This window comes from Streptomyces sp. P9-2B-2 (assembly GCF_030406865.1).
GTDB classification, from domain to species: Bacteria; Actinomycetota; Actinomycetes; order Streptomycetales; family Streptomycetaceae; genus Streptomyces; species Streptomyces platensis.
The window spans coordinates 4,755,287-4,772,043 of sequence record NZ_CP129126.1 but is presented as its reverse complement, the minus strand read 5'-3'; the positions used below and the strand labels follow the sequence as shown (position 1 = coordinate 4,772,043).

Sequence of the window (16,757 nt, the reverse complement as noted above, 5' to 3'; positions counted from 1 at the left end):
GGCGGCCCGGGGCGAGTTCGAAGAGCCCTACCCCTTCCGCGCCTCGATCAGAAACCGGGTCGTCTGTGCCACGAACGGCCCCTCCTTGCGGATCAGCTCATCCAACTCCCGCAGCCGATCCCGGTATTGGTCGACCGTGAAGCCGGGCACCATCCACACCACCTTCCGCAGGAAGTAGATGACCGCCCCGATGTCGAAGAACTCGGTCCGCAGCGACTCCGCGCGCAGAGCGACCACCTCAAGGCCCGCCGCCTCCGCCGCCCGGCGCGCGTCCTCGGGATGGCGGCCCCGCCGTACGTGCTCCGGCTGCGGCCCCAGGAAGTACTCCACCAGCTCGAACACACTGGCCGGACCGACCTGTTGGGAGAAGTACGTGCCCCCGGGCCGCAGCACCCGGGCGATCTCCTCCCACCACACCGTCACCGGATGCCGGCTCGTCACCAGGTCGAATGCCTCATCGGCGAACGGCAGCGGCGGCTCATCCGCATCGGCCACCACCGCCGCACCGAGCGGATGCAGCAGCGCGGTGGCCTTGGCGACATTGGGCGGCCAGGACTCCGTGGCCACCATCACCGGCGGTAGCTTCGCCGCCCCGGCGAGCACCTCGCCGCCGCCCGTCTGGAGGTCCAACGCGGCCGACGCACCCGCCAACCGCTCACTCATCGCCCGCTGGTATCCCCACGAGGGCCGCTCCTCCGTGGCCCGCCCCGCCAGCCACGAGAAGTCCCACCCCTCGACCGATACGGCCTCGGCCTCGGCCACCAGGTCCTCAAATGATCGCGTCATACCCCCACAGTCACTGCAAAAGCGCCTACTCGGCCAGCGATTTCCCCCGCCCTGCCCGCAGCCTGCCATCCCGCCCCGCGCGCCCTGCACACAGGTCCGCGCCCCCGCCCCCCGCACTCCACACAGGTCCGCGCCCCTGCCCCGAACACGCTGCCCCGAACACGCTGCCCCAGGCCCGCACCCTGCCCCGCGACCACAGGGTCAGCACTCCTCGCCGGGCTCCACCAGGAAGGCCAGCTCCGGCCGGTCCCACATCACCGCGGGCGGATTGGCCCGCACCGTACCGACCGGCCGGGCGCCCATGCTGCGGTAGAAACCCTCGGCGGGCGGATGCGACACCACGCGCACGCGGTCGAGCCCGGCCCGCCGCGCCTCGTCCCGCATGTGCGCGATCAGCCGGCGCCCGATGCCGTACCCCTGCGCCTGGTCCGCCACAAACATCAGATCCAGTTCGGCCGGCTCCACCATGAGCGCATAGAAGCCCCACACCCGCTCCTGCTCACTGGGGCCACCACCGGCGGCCTCCTCCACGGCAACGAACACCCGATGCGCCGCGATGTAGTCCGGCCCCACCCGATACCCCTCGACCATCGAGGAATACCGCCCCTCGTACGCGCGAGAACTCCGCACCAGCCGAGTGAGCCGCCCGGCATCCCGCCCCTCGGCCCGCCGGATCACCACAGCCCCCCGCCGTGACCCGCCCACTCCCCCCGCCCTCCGAGCACCCACCGTGACCCCTGCCCACTTTCCGCATCATGCCGGGAAGATAATTCCGAATTCCACCACCACTTTACCGTGCCCCTCTCACGACAATCCCCGCCCCACAGCCGCCACTCTTCTCCCCGGCAGCCACACGACAGGGATTCCACGTGATGCACGCTATTGCACCAACGCCCCTCATTGGGCGCCATAGTCCTCCTCCGGGAACGGAACACGCAGCTGGTCCCAGGACTTACGCCCCGGCCAGCCGTCCGCATCCGATCCCGAGTATCCCAGCGCACTCTGGAAGGAGGAATATGCCTGACGGTGCTTTTCATTCCACTTCGGCCCGGGACCGCTGAACCCGTAAGCAGCGCCGCACCCTTCCTCCACAAGGCGCAGCCCCATCATCTGGATGATCGGGCTGGTCGGCAGGGTCTTGAACCATTCGCCGCCGGGGAACGGAACGAAGCTGGGGTCGCCCGGCTGCGGCTCTCCCGTGGTGGCCTTGGCGACAAGAAGCCGCTGACCTACCTTGATGACGTTCGGATCCGGAATGTTGTTCCAGATCTGAAGCTGCTTCACAGTGGTACGGAAACGGGAAGCGATACCGGAAAGCGTGTCATCGGCAACCACGACGTAGTACTTGTCCTGTGTTGTCTGTTGAGTACCCATGACACTCACGCTAGAAGCGTTTCCAGACACCCGCATGTTTTCCCACGGAAGCCACCGACCGCACAACTCCCTCCCTCAACCCCCACTTCACCGGGGTCATTTTACCGCCACCGCACACCACTTGCAGGACAGAACCGAAAGAAGGAACGCCTCAATAAAAAGTGACACATTAAAAAGTGGCGCCATAAACCAATACCACCGGATGGCGCCCCGGACCGGTGATCACCGAGATCACCGGTCCGGGTCAATCGCCGTGAACGCCCCGTCAAAGGCTCGACAACTCAAAGGCGTTGGCAATGGCCTGGTATCCGGCGTCGTTGGGGTGCAGCCCGTCCTCGTAGACATAGCCCGGCCGCGGCCGCTCCGGATGGGCCGGATCCGCCAGGGCCTTGTCGAAGTCCACGATCGCGTCATACGCCCCGCTGGTCCGTATCCAGTGGTTGACCTGCGTACGCAACCGCTCGACCTTGGCGGCATGGCCCGGGTAGCCGGGATAGCCGCTCAGCGGCACCAGAGTGGCCCCGATGGCCTTGATCCCCCGCGCGTGCGCGGCGCGGATCAACGCCCGGTATCCCTCGGTGATCTGGCGCGCCGAGACCGGCTTGTGCGACGACGGAAAGCAGGGGCCCGTGGACCAGTTGGCCCCGACGTCATTGGCCCCCAGCTCGACAATCACCGTACGCACCCCCGGCCGGTCCAGAACGTCCCGCCGGAACCGCGCGATGCCCTTCTCCCCGAAACACGGACTGCTGGTCAACAGCATGCTCCCGGCAATACCGGCATTGACCACACCAAGGTTCCGGCGGCCGGCGACCAGCCGCTCACCGAGGACATCCGTATACCGGCCATTGGCCTCAACTGTGGCCCCCACCCCATCGGTAGCCGAATCCCCCAACGCCACCACCGTGTTCCGCTGCGCCCGGAACGACCCGGAGACATCGACCCCACTGAGGAAGTAAGACGACTGCGAGGACTGGCGATACGCCCGGGCCAACACATCGTCGAGGTGATTCCCGTCAGCCCGGTAGGACGTCGCCAGCCCAACTCGGTGGAAGGTCGCCGGTCCGGTCTCGCCGGCGAAGTACAGCGTGACCACCAGATTCTCCAACGGGGACGTGGACAGCGGGACCGCATCCCCGACCGCCTCCCCGCCCGCCGGGATCACCGTCGAACGGGCGCCCCGGAAGGTCACCTTCTTCGCGGTCCCGGGCCATGCCTGCGCCCCTCCCCCGGACCGCGCGATCACCGCCCCGTCCACCCGCAGCGGCGTCCTGCCGTACCGATTGGACAGCCTGATCCGCACCCGGTCCCCGCCGACACCGACCCGCACGACCTGACGCACCGACTGATGACGAAACCCCCGCCTCGACCAGTTAGGAACGTCATCCACATCCCCCTCAAGTGGCTGCTGCACCGCGGCTCCCCACGCCTGCGCCCATCGCGCCCCCCGCTCCCCCGCGGCGTACGCCTCGCCCCCGGCCCCACCCCCCACCGGCACCACCACGCCCACCAGCGCCATGACCATCACCATCGCCCTCGCCACCCCAGGAACCCCACACCTGGCAGTCGGCACGCACCGAAGGAGCCTCATAAACCGCTCCCCTTCCCCTCGTCAGCAAATGCGCCCCGTTCGACCACGACAGCAAGCCGACTTCGGCCGCTCCCCCGGGGCACCTCCGCAGTCTCGGCCCGGCCCAAGGACCTCCACATCTGCCATTCGGCAGAGAAGCCACCCGTTCCGCTTCTCCGGAAAACGGAACGGTTCGTCGCGACGCCGAGCCCTCGGACTGGACTATTTCTGTGAACGAGGTTCCAACTCCCCACCCATGCACGGCCGTTACCACTCCCCCCCACAACCGACCGAGATACGGTCTCAGCCATGGACATCAGCGAAGACGAGTACGCGGAATTGCTCCGGCTCGACCGGCTCAGGTCCGACAACTCGGTCCTGAATGCCTGGCTGACCATCCAGCACGCCGAGTTCCCCGGTTGGGCCGAACAGGTCCCCGGTGCATGGGACTTCAGTCTCGACTCGCTCGTCCGCCTCGAAGACCTGATCCGCGGCCGCTACGCCAGCACCGGGCAGGCCCACCAGGACGAAGGAGGCGACTTCCTCCAGACCGCCTCCTGTCACGTCGGCGAAGTCCACAACCGGCACTTCGGCACGGCGTGGCAGTACCACCCCGATTCGACGGAGATCCCCGGCGCCTGGCCGTTCGCCACCGTGCCCTTCGACCGGCTCTTCGAGTTTCCCGACGAGGACGGCATCGAACCCGACGCCCGGCCCCTCTACACGCCCGTGAAACGGCTCTGCGGAATCCTCACCCCCGACAATGGCCACCTCGCCACCGACCCGGACATCTACACCCCCACCTGCGCAGACGCCTAAGGGCTGTCCCGTACCCAACAGCCAGCGCTCGCCCCGTCGCGACGCGCAAACACGGCCGCTCGCCACCCCGGACGCCACTCCTTGACGTGACGACAGGCCTCGCCGCACCAGGCAGGGACTTGCCTGCCGTCATCCCGGCTGTCATCATTGATGACAACGCTGATGACGGGAGCGCTATGACGGACAGGAAGCGGACGGTACGGCTGTCGCCTGAGGTGATCATTGATGCGGCCGTGCGGGTCGCCGCACGCGCAGAGCCGGATGGACTGACCGGAAAGGCGCTCGGGAATGAGCTCGGCGTGGACCGCTCGGCGGTGTGGCGGCATTTCGCGGACCGGGACGCGTTGCTGCTCGCCGTGGGTGATCGGCTGCTGCAAATGGCGGTGGACGGCGTTCCGCAGGGGCTGCCGCCGCGCGAGCGGCTCGTACACCTGGCCGGCAGTGTCGTGGAGCTCTACGTCGCCCACCCGTACGTGGGCGCTGCCGTCGCCTGCCGAACCTTGCGGGGCCCGGGGGAGCTCGCCGCTATCGAGATGACGCTCGCCGGTTTGCAGGAGCTGGGCCTGCCCAAGGAGACGACCGCTCGCTTCCAGCGGATGTTCGCCGACACGGTCCTGTCCTACGCCGGCATGCAGGCCGGCTACGCAGTCCTACCCCAGCAGATCAGGGACGCCGACGAACAGCTCTGGGCCGGCGCCTACGCCACGGTCTCTCCCGAGCGCTACCCCGCCCTCGCCGCTCACCTGCCCTACCTGGCCCAGCAGGACGACGACAGCGTTCTCGCGTCCCTGCTGGACGCCTTCTGGCTCGCTGTCGCGCACGACGCTTCCTCGCAAGGCCCCGCCCAGTGAGAGAACAGCGCTGCGCCAGGCACCCCTGAACCGCGTGTCTGCCCTCGCTGCGGCCCGATGGGCCGCGGTGCACAAGCTCCCGGGACGGACGGCTTCGGCGTCCAAACCAGTCCGGCCGTCCCGGGCCCCATCCCGTACGAAACGAGCAGGGAGACCCCAGTATGAATCACCCACAGCACACCGACCGAGCACACCCCTCGCGGGCGGCCGGCGCTGCCGAACCGGCCGCGGCATCCCGGCGGCGCGGCGGCCTGCTGCCCAGGAGCCGCCCCGCCCGGCGGACCCTGATCGCCGCGGGAACGGCATTGGCCGTGCTCTTGGGCGGGTCGTACGCCGCGACCTCGATCATGAACATCCCCTCGCCCCTCGACCTGGTCCGGCTCCAGACCACGCCGCCCTCCGGGTGGGGCGAACTGTTCCCCGCGCGCAGCATCGCCAAGGCCGGGCACACCACCGCGCTGCCGACTTCCCTACAGGCAGCACCGGAGCACGTGCCGTGGAAGGGCAAGCGGATCACGTTCAAGGATTTCCTGTCCAAGACCCGCACGAACGCCTTCCTGGTGCTGCGGGACGGCAAGGTGACCTACGAGTGGTACGGCGACGGCTTCACGGCCGACACCCGCATGCCGTCCTGGTCCGTGGCCAAGTCGGTCGTGTCGCTGCTGGTCGGCCAGGCCATAGAGCGCGGCAAGCTCCGCGAGAGCGACCGCCTGGTCGACCTGCTGCCGGAACTGCGCTCCAAGGGCACCTACGACACCATCACGGTCCGGAACCTGCTGGACATGACCTCCGGCATCGACGTGGACGAGAACTACAGCCCCTGGCGGCCCTTCACCGGTACCGCCCGCATGATGCTCACCCGCGACCTGCGCACGTTCGTCAAGGATCACCGTGACCTGACCTACACCCCCGGCAGCCAGGCCAGTTACCGCAGCGTCGACACCATGATGCTGGGCCTGATCCTGATGCGCGTCGAGAAGAAGCCACTGGCCGAACTGCTCAGTGAGGGCATCTGGAAGCCCGTGGGCGCCACGCACACGGCGACCTGGAACCTCGACCGCGAAGACGGCGTGGAAAAGGCATTCTGCGGACTCAACGCCACTGCCCGCGACTTCGCCAAAATCGGCCAGCTCGTCCTCGACAAGGGCAGTGCCAACGGTCAGCAGATCATTCCCGAGAAGTGGGTCATCCGCCTGGCCACGCCCGCACCCCATCGGATCGACAACTGGGGCTACTCCGCCCAGTGGTGGCGCCCCTCCGGCGGCAACGGCAAGGACTTCTCGGCCATCGGCATCTACGGCCAGTACGTCTACGTAGCCCCCGACGCCCGGACCGTCATCGTCAAGATGAGCGACCACGGCACCCAACAGGACGAACAGGAGACCGTCGACGCCCTGCGCTCCATCGCCCAGCACAACGACTGAAGAGACCGGCATCGAGTTGGCTTGACGCCAACCCCGCAGCGGTCGACCCCGCGAAACACACGGCCCCGGTTCGCGATGCGATGGCCGGGGCCGTGTCTCACTTCTGCGGGTGCTGAGTGACTCCTAGCCGGAGGTCACGGGCCAATGACCGCGATGGACTTGATGGTCGCCCCCGGCTTGGTCTGCCCCCAGTGGCCACTCTTGATGTCGACGCGCTTGCCGTAGCACGAGGTGTCGCTGTACACCCGGATCGTCCTCTTGGTCTGGTTGGAGACCGTCTTGCCGTTCCACGGGTAACAGCCCGGCGAGGGGTTCAAGCCGCTGGTGCGCTTCGTGCCGCCGAAGTCATTCTTCGACCACGTGCAGACCGAGCCCTTCCGGCAGACGGACGAGGCGGATGCGGTTCCGGCGGTGGCGATCGGCAGCGTCGCGATGAGCGCGGCGCCACCGAGCGCGATGAGCTTCGTCTTCAAGATGGATGCTCCCCGTTCTTTTATGGATCTTGGTCAGTAACGAGCATCCCAACGCTTGATGGGCACAGCCAATCGATTTTCAGCCAAGCTGGCGGCACCGCGCCTGGCGCTACTGCTTCGCCCAGCACATGGCCGGCCACATAGTGCCAGGCAGGCGGCCCCGGGCAGGCCGCAGCTGTCGGTCATGGCGAATGGCCTGCGGGTCGGAGCACCGAGCAAAACCAGCTCATTTGACGACGCGCAGGAGGCAAGCAACCGCGGAAGCCGACGCCGCCGAGGGCTGACGGACTCCTACGGGGCGAACCCTGGCCGCAGGCCGGCCACACTCACTGGCCAGGAGGGGATCCAGGGGAACGAAGCCAGACGGCAAACGCGGCCGGAGCGGGCCCGGACGATTCCGGAACCCGCTCCGACCCACATGTTCTTCTACCCCTGCGGAGGCTGTGGGATTTGAACCCACGGTGACGTTGCCGCCACGACAGTTTTCAAGAGCGTTCCGGCGACGGGGGCCATAGGCACACTGACCTGCAACTATCGATCTGGAAAGGGCCAAGCTGCCGCCGCTGGCCCGCACATGGCCCACCGTGCTGCTGTCGGACACTCACAGATCCGCATCACCGAGGCTCTGGTGCCAGCCGAGGGCTACGGCTGTGTGGCGACCATCGCTTTAGGAGTTGGGTCCAGCTTCCAAAGCCTCGCCCACATGGTCCAACCCCGGCCGCGAGTGCCCTCAGCGATCGCCGACAGCCACCGTTGTTGATGTCAGCGGCTGATGTCAGGAGCTTCTGATCCGTAGCTCTACAGATCGGTCGGGGACGGTCATACCGGTTGCTCAGGAGTGTCTGAGGGAGGTTGATAGTCGAGTGTGGTTGACGGGGTTGCTGTATCTGGTTGCTGTAGGGCTGCCGCAGCCTCGCGGGTGCGGGCGAGGTTGTTGCGGGCGTTGAGGGTGTCGGGGTGGTCGGAGCCCAGGACCCGCTCCCGGTCGGCCAGGACCCGCTCGCAGAGGTCGAAGGCCTCCTGGACCCGCCCGGTATCACGGTAGGAGACGGCAAGGTTGTTGCGGGCGTTGAGGGTGGCGGGGTGTTCGGGGCCCAGGACCCGCTCGTAATCGGCGAGGGCCCGCTCGCCGAGGTCGAGGGCGTCTTGGACCCGCCCGGCATCGCTGTAGGAGTTGGCGAGGTTGTGGCGGGCGCTGAGGGTGGCGGGGTGGTCGGGGCCCAGGACCCGCTCCCGGTCAGCGAGGACCCGCTCACCGAGGTCAAGGGCGTCTTGGACCCGCCCAGCATCGCCGTAGGAGTTGGCGAGGTTGTTGCGGGCGGTGAGGGTGGCGGGGTGGTCGGGGCCCAGGACCCGCTCGTAATCGGCGAGGGCCCGCTCGCGCAGGTCGAGGGCGTCTTGGACCCGCCCGGCATCGCTGTAGGAGTTGGCGAGGTTGTGGCGGGCGCTGAAGGTGTCGGGGTGGTCGGGGCCCAGGACCCGCTCGTAATCGGCGAGGACCCGCTCACCGAGGTCAAGGGCCTCCTGAACCCGCCCGGCATCGCCGTAGGAGACGGCGAGGTTGTGGCGGGCGGTGAGGGTGTCGGGGTGGTCGGGGCCCAGGACCCGCTCGCAATCGGCGAGGGCCCGCTCGCCGAGGTCGAGGGCGTCTTGGACCCGCCCGGCATCGCTGTAGGAGTTGGCGAGGTTGTGGCGGGCGCTGAAGGTGTCGGGGTGGTCGGGGCCCAGGACCCGCTCCCGGTCAGCGAGGACCCGCTCGCGCAGGTCGAGGGCGTCTTGGACCCGCCCAGCATCGCCGTAGGAGTTGGCGAGGTTGTGGCGGGCCCTGAGAGTGGCGGGGTGGTCGGGCCCTAGGACCCGCTCGTAATCGGCGAGGACCCGCTCACCGAGGTCAAGGGCCTCCTGAACCCGCCCGGCATCGCAGTAGGAGACGGCGAGGTTGTTGCGGGCGTCAAGGGTGTCGGGGTGGTCGGGGCCGTGGATGCTGCTGCTCAGGCGGACGGCCGTTTCGTCGTACTCGATCGCCTGATGGTAGAGGCCCGCTTCGGAGAGGCTGCGGCTGGCCGTGTAGATGCATGGGTGGGCTGTGGGCTGCCACAGGGCCGGGCGGGTGAGCTGGTCGAGGTGGACCACGTTGGCGCGCAGCAGGGCGGCCAGTTCTCGTTCCTCGTGGTCGTGGCGAGGCCACAGGCTGGTGATGGCGTCGGCGGCGGTGCGGGCTGTGGCGGGCAGCGTGCCGGGCGGGATGATCTCCCGCACGGCGCGGGCGGTCAGGGCGTGCATGCGCAGGGGGGCGGTGGCGGTGTCCTGGGTGATCAGGGCGTAGGTGCGCAGGTATTCGAGCGCGTTGTGCACCTCTGTTTCGGCGACGGGCGGGTGGTGTTTGCGCAGCCGGCGGCGTTGCGGCGGGCGTGCGGTGCGCAGGTGGTCGAGCGCTTCCGGTGTGGTCCATGCGGTGGCGGGGTGGCCGAGGGGGTCCATGAGGGAGGCGAGGTGCAGCAGGGGCCGGGCCAGTTGGCTGGTGTCGGCTTCCTCGACTGCGTCAAGGGAGAGCAGCAGTGAGGCGGTGACGGGCTGGCCGTAGCCTTCGGTGTCCGCGCTCGCCGGCAGCAGGTCGCCCAGCCGACTGCTGGTGTCGCGCAGCCGGGTGAGGTAGTCGGCCATCGTGGGCCGCTTGTTGATGAGATACGCGGCAGCATGGCCGAGTGCAAGGGGGAGATGACCGAGTTCGGCGGCTATCTCGCCTGCCTGGGCGGGGTCGTGCAGGTGGGCGTGACCGGCCTTGGTGAGCCGTTGCTGGAGGTACGCGCGGGCCTCGGAGACCGTGTAGAGGCCGATCCTGATCAGGGCGCGGCCCTCTCCGCTGAGCTGGGCGTCCTCACGCCGGCTGGTGGCCAGGACCCAACCGCGGCTGGTCCCGCTGTCGGGCCACCACTCCCGGATGGCAGCCGGGTCGGTGACATCGTCCAGCACCACAAGCCACCGCCGCCCGCTTGCTGCCATCCACCGCAGAAACAGCCGCGCTGCCCCGTCCTCGTCATCCGGGGACGCTCCGGGAATGTGCAACCGGCCGGCCGCTTCCGCGTACGCGCTGATGACTTGGTCGGTGCCGGTGGCACGCACCCACACCAGCACATCCAGCCCCGCCTCATCGGACCGCTCCTGATCTCGCAGCTCCCGCGCCAACGACGCCGCAAGCTGGCTTTTGCCCACCCCTCCAAGACCGGACAGCACCACATCACTGCCGCCGGCACGCGCGGCCTCCACCTCCTTGCGTACCTGTGTGCGCGGCTGGAATGCCGCGGCTGGACGGGGGACATCGCCCACCCACACCGGCCACTCAACTGACGGACCCTGCACCGGCGCAGGATGCACATGCATGTCACCTGCCACCTGCGTCACATCCCTGTGCGCCTGCGCCGCCTGACGCGCACGCCGCTGCCCCGAACTCCCCACCACTGTCCCTGGCCCCCTTGCTTCAGACCCGGTTCCCGCCGACCTGATCGATGTCCCCCGTTCCGTCGGAACGGGCCTTCTGTCGCACGTCCTCACGCGCCGCAGCACCCGGTGCCCCGGCCCCTACAGCCTGGCTACCCCCCGTCTGCCGGATGCGGCCCCCGCCGCGTGCCGACTGCCGCACTCGACGCGCCCCAGCCCCACCAGCCTGCGACGCCCACCAGCCCAGAGCAGTCAACACTCCCGCCGCCACCACACCCGCCACCGGACCGATCACATCCCACGGGTCATCACCCCCCTTCGAAAGCACCGCCCACGGCACCGCCACCACAGCGAACGACAGAACCGAACCCGCCACCGCCACCAACCACCGCAGAGCAGCCTGCACAACCCACCCCCAAGATTCAGGTCTCAGCTTCCGGACCGACCATGCTGGCACGCGGATACCCCCACCCACCGCACAAACCAGCAATCCCCCACCAGCTGATCGCACCGGTCCACACTGCTCTGGGAGGCGAGCTGGTGATCATGTCTCCAGCCATTCCATGATTACTCGCAAGACCTGGCAGGCCTCTCCTCTTCGATACGAGTGCGGTTGAACTGCCGCAACCCATATCGGCCGAGGACCGCCCACTCCAGAAGCGGCAGTAGTAAAATGCTGGTGCATGGAACCTGCATTTAGGGGAAAATCACAGTCGATGACAGAGCCAGTGAGCGCCACCACCGACGCATTAATTGAGCACCGCCGTAAGGTAGCCGACCTCCAGCAGCGCATCAAGAACCGACGCCTGCAGGCCCTCGGACTCTACGGGACCTCAATTGCCGCACTTCTCACGGCCCTTGTGTGGCCGGCCCTTAAGATCTTCTTTTGGCTGAATGCAGACATGCCGAGCGCGATTAACATCACCCTTGGTGGGCTCCTGCTTTTCTTAGTACTCGCCACTGCCGCGCAGATAGCAGCCGAATTCTACATCGACCCCTCTCCCTGGAGAGATAACGAGACTCCAGTCAAAGATCTCAAGCTCGACCTCGAACTGGCTGAGGAGCAACGTGTCCTTGAGGCCAGGCGGCTCACCCCTCCCACGCCGGAAAGGCAGGCTTCCTATAAGGAGCGCGTCCCTGGGGAAATAGCCCGGTTGCGCCTGGAGTCCCAACACTACCGGCGTCTGCATCTTTTCATGCAGTGGATGCTGTTCCTCAGCTCAGCCGCTATTTCCGCAGTCACAGCTTGGTACGATCCGCCTCAACCCGCAAAAGGTGTTCTTATTGCCTTGGGCTTCACCGTTACTGTAATCACAGCGGCGGCTGGCTACTTTAAGCCACGAGAACGCGCATTCAATCTGCAGCAGACCGCCGACAGCATGGAGCAGCACGCCACCGCCCTTGAGCTAGGTATCGCGCCGTACACCGAGGTCGACGACAGGCTTAATCTCGCTTCATTCGCTACCACCGTAGAAGCGCTACGTGCGGAGCAGAGAATGCGTGAACAGCAACTCGACCAACCCCAACAGGCCAGCAAGACGTAATTTAACTATCCACCGCCGTGATGCATGTCGAGATGGTCCGCGAAATATGCGCTTCACTGGCCATCCGGCAGCTACGGACGCCACGCTCGGCAGCACGCTCGTGAGATCCGGGCGGCCCCCTTCTGCGCACACCGATCACGCCCCGCCGGCTTCGCCGTCAGGAGCCGCCTGCCCCGAGCGCGCGGCGGCGTGCAGGCGAGGCATGGCCATGGGGCAACACGGACGAGTGGGGGCCAGGTGCAAGGCAGGGGCGAGTTCGTCAATAGCCGAGCAAGCATCACCCACGGTGCGATACAAGTTGGTTCTGGTACTCGCGCTTGGGCTTCGGCGAAGCATGTGACTGGAACTTGGGTGGCCTCATAGCGGCCGAGGGAAGAGGGGGAAAAATGATCAGCTTGGAACAGTCTCGAAAGTCATTTCATGAAGTCCGCGGGCTCCCTGTGCAGAACTTCTGGAAGACGGTATTCCAGGCGCAGGGGCGCAACGATATTCTTAGGACGCCCAGGTTTCAAGAGTGGTTGAACTGGGCTCCTAACCGCTCAAACTGTCCGGAGCTTGAAGTGTTGATGGAGAACCTCACCGACTCCATTCCAGAGGAATGGCGAGCACGGGGGCGACGCATTTTCGCTGGCAGGAACTTGCAGGGACAGGCGAATGCTGAGGCGTGGCAGTCGGGGGAGGTGGGGGTGATTGAATTGAACTACGGATTCACGTCCGCCTCGATGATTTACATGGTCCTATATTCTAAATATTTCGAAATGATCCACACTCTAGGGACTGAAGTAGACTTCAGCGACGACGACGAAGAGATAATTCTTATGGTGCTTGAGGAGATCGGCAAAGATGGGTTCGAGCCGATCTTGATAGCAGAAGAAGAGCGGAGGGCATGGACTGCTAACGGTATGGTTTTCCCGGCGCATCGCCTTCTTCGAGAAATTCCGAGCTCGCGCAGCGAGGATTCTTATCATGAAGGTGTCCGCGCCATTGAGGAATTCGCGATAGCGCACGAATATGCGCATCACCTCTTGGGGCACACGGATGACGAGTACCCCAGGTCTCGCTACGTCAACGGAAGAGTGGATGCAGAACTCACCAGGATGGGGGTCAATGTCTCTTCTTACGATCTAAACGAAGCTCAAGTTGACGAGCTTCGCGCCGATTCGCTTGCGCTACTCATGATGACCGGTAGGCTAACAGGTCAAGTTAGTGCATCGAGTATTTATCGAAGCATGGCTGGGGCCATCATGGGGCTAACGGTTCTGGCGCACATCAACGAATCCTGGGTGGTTTCCAATGAGGCAGGGGAAACTCACCCTGATTTCCTTACCCGGTATGACGTGGCCACGACAGTCATCAGGGAAATGTCGAAGCCAATGCCGATTGGCCCGGAAGGTGGCCATCCATTCGGGTTCTTGGCGCAGCTATCAGGATTCGTGTCGCTTATTTTGGATCGATGGTTGTCCAGTCGCGTCGAGGGGCATTCTCCTGCAAACGTTCTCAGCCTGACTTCCTGGCTGTTTGAGCGGTCGGCAGAGATTCAAGAAGAATTGGACAAGCTCAAGGCCGGAGCCGCATCCAAGCCCGTTCAGCGGGGCTCATAGGGCAGGCAGCCATGCAGCCCCCTGGCGCTCTTCTACCTGGACAACGCCCTCAGAGACCCGTGAACGTTGCGCCCCCGATGGTGATGAGCAACGTCCTGCGGTCCGGCCAGTCATGCCGCGTGCTGAGCCTCACGCCCATGCTCCAGGTAGGCCACCCTTCCAGCGCTCCTGGCCTGCACGGCTGCCTCGATTCGGCGCGCGAGCCGAGGGATCGTGAGGTCCGCCAGGGCGGAAGTAGGGTGGAAGTCGTACGAGCCGATTTCCGAGGATTGCAGTCGGATCTGTCCCTGCAACTCTGGGGTCAGAACGCCGCCGTCGAAGATGTAGAGAACCTTGTCGCCCTCCGATGGGTTGGGAGCCCAGTCCACCGCGAGGAGTCGCCCAATCCCCGGCTCAATGCCCAGCTCCTCGCGCACCTCCCGGACGCAAGCCTGGCGCGGCGACTCGCCGACCTCTACATAGCCCCCGGGAATCTCCCGGTAGTCCTTGTACGTCGGCTCCAGCATCATGACCTGACCCTGATCATCAAAGAACAACGCGCCCGAGGCCATCCTCGGGCGCGCCATCTTCGCCTCGTGCTCGTTGTCGCTCATGCGACCGAGCCTAACCAGCTCACACCACTCGTAGCCGCTCGGCCAGGTCGGCGATCGGTCGGCTCGGGCGTCCGCGGGTTCCCCGGACCCAGCCGAGGACAAGATCTCGGCTCATGTAGTGGTGCCTGACCTGCTCAGGGGCAAGCCGCTCGGCCTCCAGCACGGCGGCGAGCGCGTCGTCGGTGCGGTTCCAGGCGCTAAGCGCCCGCGCGACCTCCAGGTCATGCCGGACCTGCCGCTCCACCGGGAGGCCGCTGGTGTTCACCTGTGGGCCGAGATCTAGTGCGACCTGTACGTCGCCCAGCTCGCCGGCAGCGGCTACGCGGTGGATCGCCACGTTCGTCGGGCCGAAGGCCGTCCACATGTGGTTGGCGTCGGTGCCGAGCCGGGAAGCGGCGTTGTCCGCCTCCTGGAGGAAGTCCTGAGCCGTCGCTCGGTCTTCCGCTCGGGCCGCGGCCATGGCGCCGGTGAGGAACAGCGTCCCGTAGACGGACAAGTACGCCGGTGTCGGTTCGCCGAGGCCCGGTTCGAGGAAGCCGACCGCATCCTTCACGAGCTGCGCTGCCGTCTCGAAGCGTCCTGCGGAAAGCAGGCAGTGGGTAACCGACCGGAACAGCGACCCAATGATCACCTTGTTCCCACTCAGCTGCGCCGCGGCGAGTCCCCGGTCTGCGGCGATCCAGGCCAGCTCGTTCTCGCCGAGCTTGCCGAGCACCAGAGCGGCACCCTGGTAGGTCATGGCGAGCAGGCCGTTCGCTTCCTCGCGCTCGTCACCGGAGCAGGACCGGGCCACGAGCAGCGCGTCGGACAGGAGCGATGGGAGTTGCCGGGCGGCGAATCCGTACCGGGAGTCCTGGTAGGCGTCCCAGACTTCGCCCACATCAGAGCGGAGCGCCGCGAGCGTCGGAGGTTCGCCGGCGTCCGGCGTCCCGATGAGCGGGGCGAGCTGCCGGTAGTCCATGAGCGCTTCGCGGAGAGCGGGCAGGGTGCGCCGGCCGCTGTCCTTCGACCACTCCAGCAGGGTGGGTTCGCCGATCAGATCGCCGATGGACACGTCGAGCGCGTGGGCGAGCGTCCGGATCACCGAGAGCCGATCCAGCTCGATGCGGTTGTTCTCCGCCTTGCCGAGCCAGTCGGCCGTGCGGCCAACCAGCCCAGCCAGTACGTCCTGGGACAGACCACGGCGATGGCGGTACCAGGCAACGCGCTCGCCGGTTGTTAGGTGCTGCGTCATTCCTCGCATGGTTACAGCCTCAGCTCGCTTCGGCACGGGTCCCCGGAAGGATTTTCCGGGGTCTTCCCGGACACGCGCCATAGCGTCAAGGGCGTACAGGGTGAGATGCGCTGAGACAGCAACTAGGGGGTTCAGCAGTGGGGTTGACGGTACGTGAGCGACAGCAGGTGATTGCCGAGATCAGGCAGCTCACCGCGCAGGTAGACGCACTGTCCCGCAGGGCTCAACGCCTCCCTGAGGGGATCACTCCGGATGCTTCGTCTCTTCCAGTTGATGGAGACGGTCGTCCAGGCGCGCCAGATGAGCCTGGATCGCCTCAATCTCCTTCATGATCGCCACGAATTCCGGGCTGGGCTCCGTTCCCTCCGGCTTCTCCGCCTGGCTGTTCACGAAGTAGCCACGTGTCGAGTCGGGGCGTACGACACCCCGCTGAGCGAGCAGCTGCAGCGCCTTGGTCGCGGTGCCTGCAGCCACCCCGAAGTCGCTCGCGATCGACCGGACCGCCGGCAGCTTCTCACCTGCTTTGAGCTTGCCTGACTCGATGTCCCTCTGCAGGGCGTCCGCGATCTGCTCGTTCACTCTGCGCGAGGCATCAGCGGTGGGCGTCATACCGCGATGCTATCCGCCCCTTGAACCAGTCCAACCGGCACACACAGCACAACACATTGTGCTGGTTGTATCAGTCGTGCTAGAACAGTCTCACTACTGGTCATCCCGTCCGGGGTGACCACGGCCAGCAGGACATTGCTTTGACCTGCAAAGAAGCTCCATCAGCACCGCCCGGACGCCCCGGTGACAGGGGGTGAAAGAAAGCGGTCGTTGCTTGAGAACTGAACAGCGTGCCGCCCCAGCCACCTGTACACGGTGGTCGATGGGGCCGCCTCCGGCCCAGCGAAAACGGGCCCGGGAGGCCGCCTCCAGCCCTCGCAAGGTTCGGGAGGCGCCCGGAGCGATCCGGGCAACAGGACGCCGCCCCCTGCATAGGGCGGTCCGGGGCCACTCACCTCCCCGGGGTGAAAAAGGAGCGCCGTCCACTGACCTTCGGGAGTG

14 protein-coding genes are annotated in these 16,757 nt (G+C 66.4%); 5 read left to right on the top strand and 9 right to left on the bottom strand.

From position 1 onward, the window contains the following. Positions 1-27: 27 nt before the first annotated feature. The 4 genes from QT196_RS20840 to QT196_RS20825 all read right to left on the bottom strand — a co-directional run bounded on the left by QT196_RS20840 (position 28) and on the right by QT196_RS20825 (position 3,502). Positions 28-786: a class I SAM-dependent methyltransferase gene (locus tag QT196_RS20840; RefSeq protein WP_168480517.1), complete on the bottom strand. Its 759-nt coding sequence runs from the start codon at positions 784-786 to the stop codon at positions 28-30. Between the two features lie 201 nt (positions 787-987). Further along, positions 988-1,467, bottom strand: a complete 480-nt coding sequence (locus QT196_RS20835) for a GNAT family N-acetyltransferase (protein ID WP_168480516.1) — start codon at positions 1,465-1,467, stop codon at positions 988-990. Between the two features lie 216 nt (positions 1,468-1,683). Then, complete coding sequence (locus QT196_RS20830) at positions 1,684-2,160, bottom strand: peptidoglycan-binding protein (RefSeq protein WP_211117389.1); 477 nt, start codon at positions 2,158-2,160, stop codon at positions 1,684-1,686. Between the two features lie 265 nt (positions 2,161-2,425). After that, the gene (locus QT196_RS20825) at positions 2,426-3,502 is read right to left on the bottom strand and encodes an SGNH/GDSL hydrolase family protein (RefSeq protein ID WP_290355406.1); all 1,077 of its coding nucleotides are present in this window, start codon (positions 3,500-3,502) and stop codon (positions 2,426-2,428) included. Positions 3,503-4,039: 537 nt separating this feature from the next. On the opposite strand from QT196_RS20825, the gene QT196_RS20820 reads away from it, so the two are divergent. The 3 genes from QT196_RS20820 (at position 4,040) to QT196_RS20810 (ending at position 6,824) form a co-directional block, all read left to right on the top strand. Further along, complete coding sequence (locus QT196_RS20820; protein ID WP_290355405.1) at positions 4,040-4,549, top strand: hypothetical protein; 510 nt, start codon at positions 4,040-4,042, stop codon at positions 4,547-4,549. Between the two features lie 176 nt (positions 4,550-4,725). Then, on the top strand, positions 4,726-5,400 hold the full coding sequence (locus QT196_RS20815; protein WP_168480513.1) for a TetR family transcriptional regulator: 675 nt from the start codon (positions 4,726-4,728) through the stop codon (positions 5,398-5,400). 161 nt (positions 5,401-5,561) lie between these two features. Then, positions 5,562-6,824: a serine hydrolase gene (locus QT196_RS20810; RefSeq protein WP_290355404.1), complete on the top strand. Its 1,263-nt coding sequence runs from the start codon at positions 5,562-5,564 to the stop codon at positions 6,822-6,824. Between the two features lie 134 nt (positions 6,825-6,958). Here the strand turns inward: QT196_RS20810 and QT196_RS20805 are convergent, their stop codons facing one another. Together QT196_RS20805 and QT196_RS20800 are read right to left on the bottom strand one after the other, a co-directional pair. Continuing rightward, entirely contained in the window at positions 6,959-7,297 is a 339-nt protein-coding gene (locus tag QT196_RS20805) for a peptidase inhibitor family I36 protein (RefSeq protein ID WP_168480511.1), read from the bottom strand. Positions 7,298-8,116: 819 nt separating this feature from the next. Further along, a complete protein-coding gene (locus QT196_RS20800; RefSeq protein WP_290355403.1) occupies positions 8,117-10,564 on the bottom strand; it encodes a tetratricopeptide repeat protein in 2,448 nt (815 codons plus the stop codon). An 854-nt stretch (positions 10,565-11,418) separates the two neighbouring features. Between QT196_RS20800 and QT196_RS20795 the strand changes: the two genes are divergently transcribed. Together QT196_RS20795 and QT196_RS20790 are read left to right on the top strand one after the other, a co-directional pair. Beyond that, positions 11,419-12,279 carry an SLATT domain-containing protein gene (locus tag QT196_RS20795; RefSeq protein ID WP_290355402.1) on the top strand — a complete coding sequence of 287 codons (861 nt, stop codon included), beginning with the start codon at positions 11,419-11,421 and terminating at the stop codon, positions 12,277-12,279. A gap of 386 nt (positions 12,280-12,665) precedes the next feature. Beyond that, on the top strand, positions 12,666-13,880 hold the full coding sequence (locus QT196_RS20790) for a hypothetical protein (protein WP_290355401.1): 1,215 nt from the start codon (positions 12,666-12,668) through the stop codon (positions 13,878-13,880). 110 nt (positions 13,881-13,990) lie between these two features. Here QT196_RS20790 and QT196_RS20785 read toward each other — a convergent pair whose 3' ends face one another. The 3 genes from QT196_RS20785 to QT196_RS20775 form a co-directional block, all read right to left on the bottom strand. Beyond that, the gene (locus QT196_RS20785) at positions 13,991-14,473 is read right to left on the bottom strand and encodes an NUDIX hydrolase (protein ID WP_290355400.1); all 483 of its coding nucleotides are present in this window, start codon (positions 14,471-14,473) and stop codon (positions 13,991-13,993) included. Positions 14,474-14,492: 19 nt separating this feature from the next. Beyond that, positions 14,493-15,707, bottom strand: a complete 1,215-nt coding sequence (locus QT196_RS20780; RefSeq protein WP_290355399.1) for a helix-turn-helix domain-containing protein — start codon at positions 15,705-15,707, stop codon at positions 14,493-14,495. A gap of 243 nt (positions 15,708-15,950) precedes the next feature. After that, positions 15,951-16,316: a winged helix-turn-helix domain-containing protein gene (locus QT196_RS20775; protein ID WP_290355398.1), complete on the bottom strand. Its 366-nt coding sequence runs from the start codon at positions 16,314-16,316 to the stop codon at positions 15,951-15,953. Between the last annotated feature and the right edge of the window lie 441 nt (positions 16,317-16,757).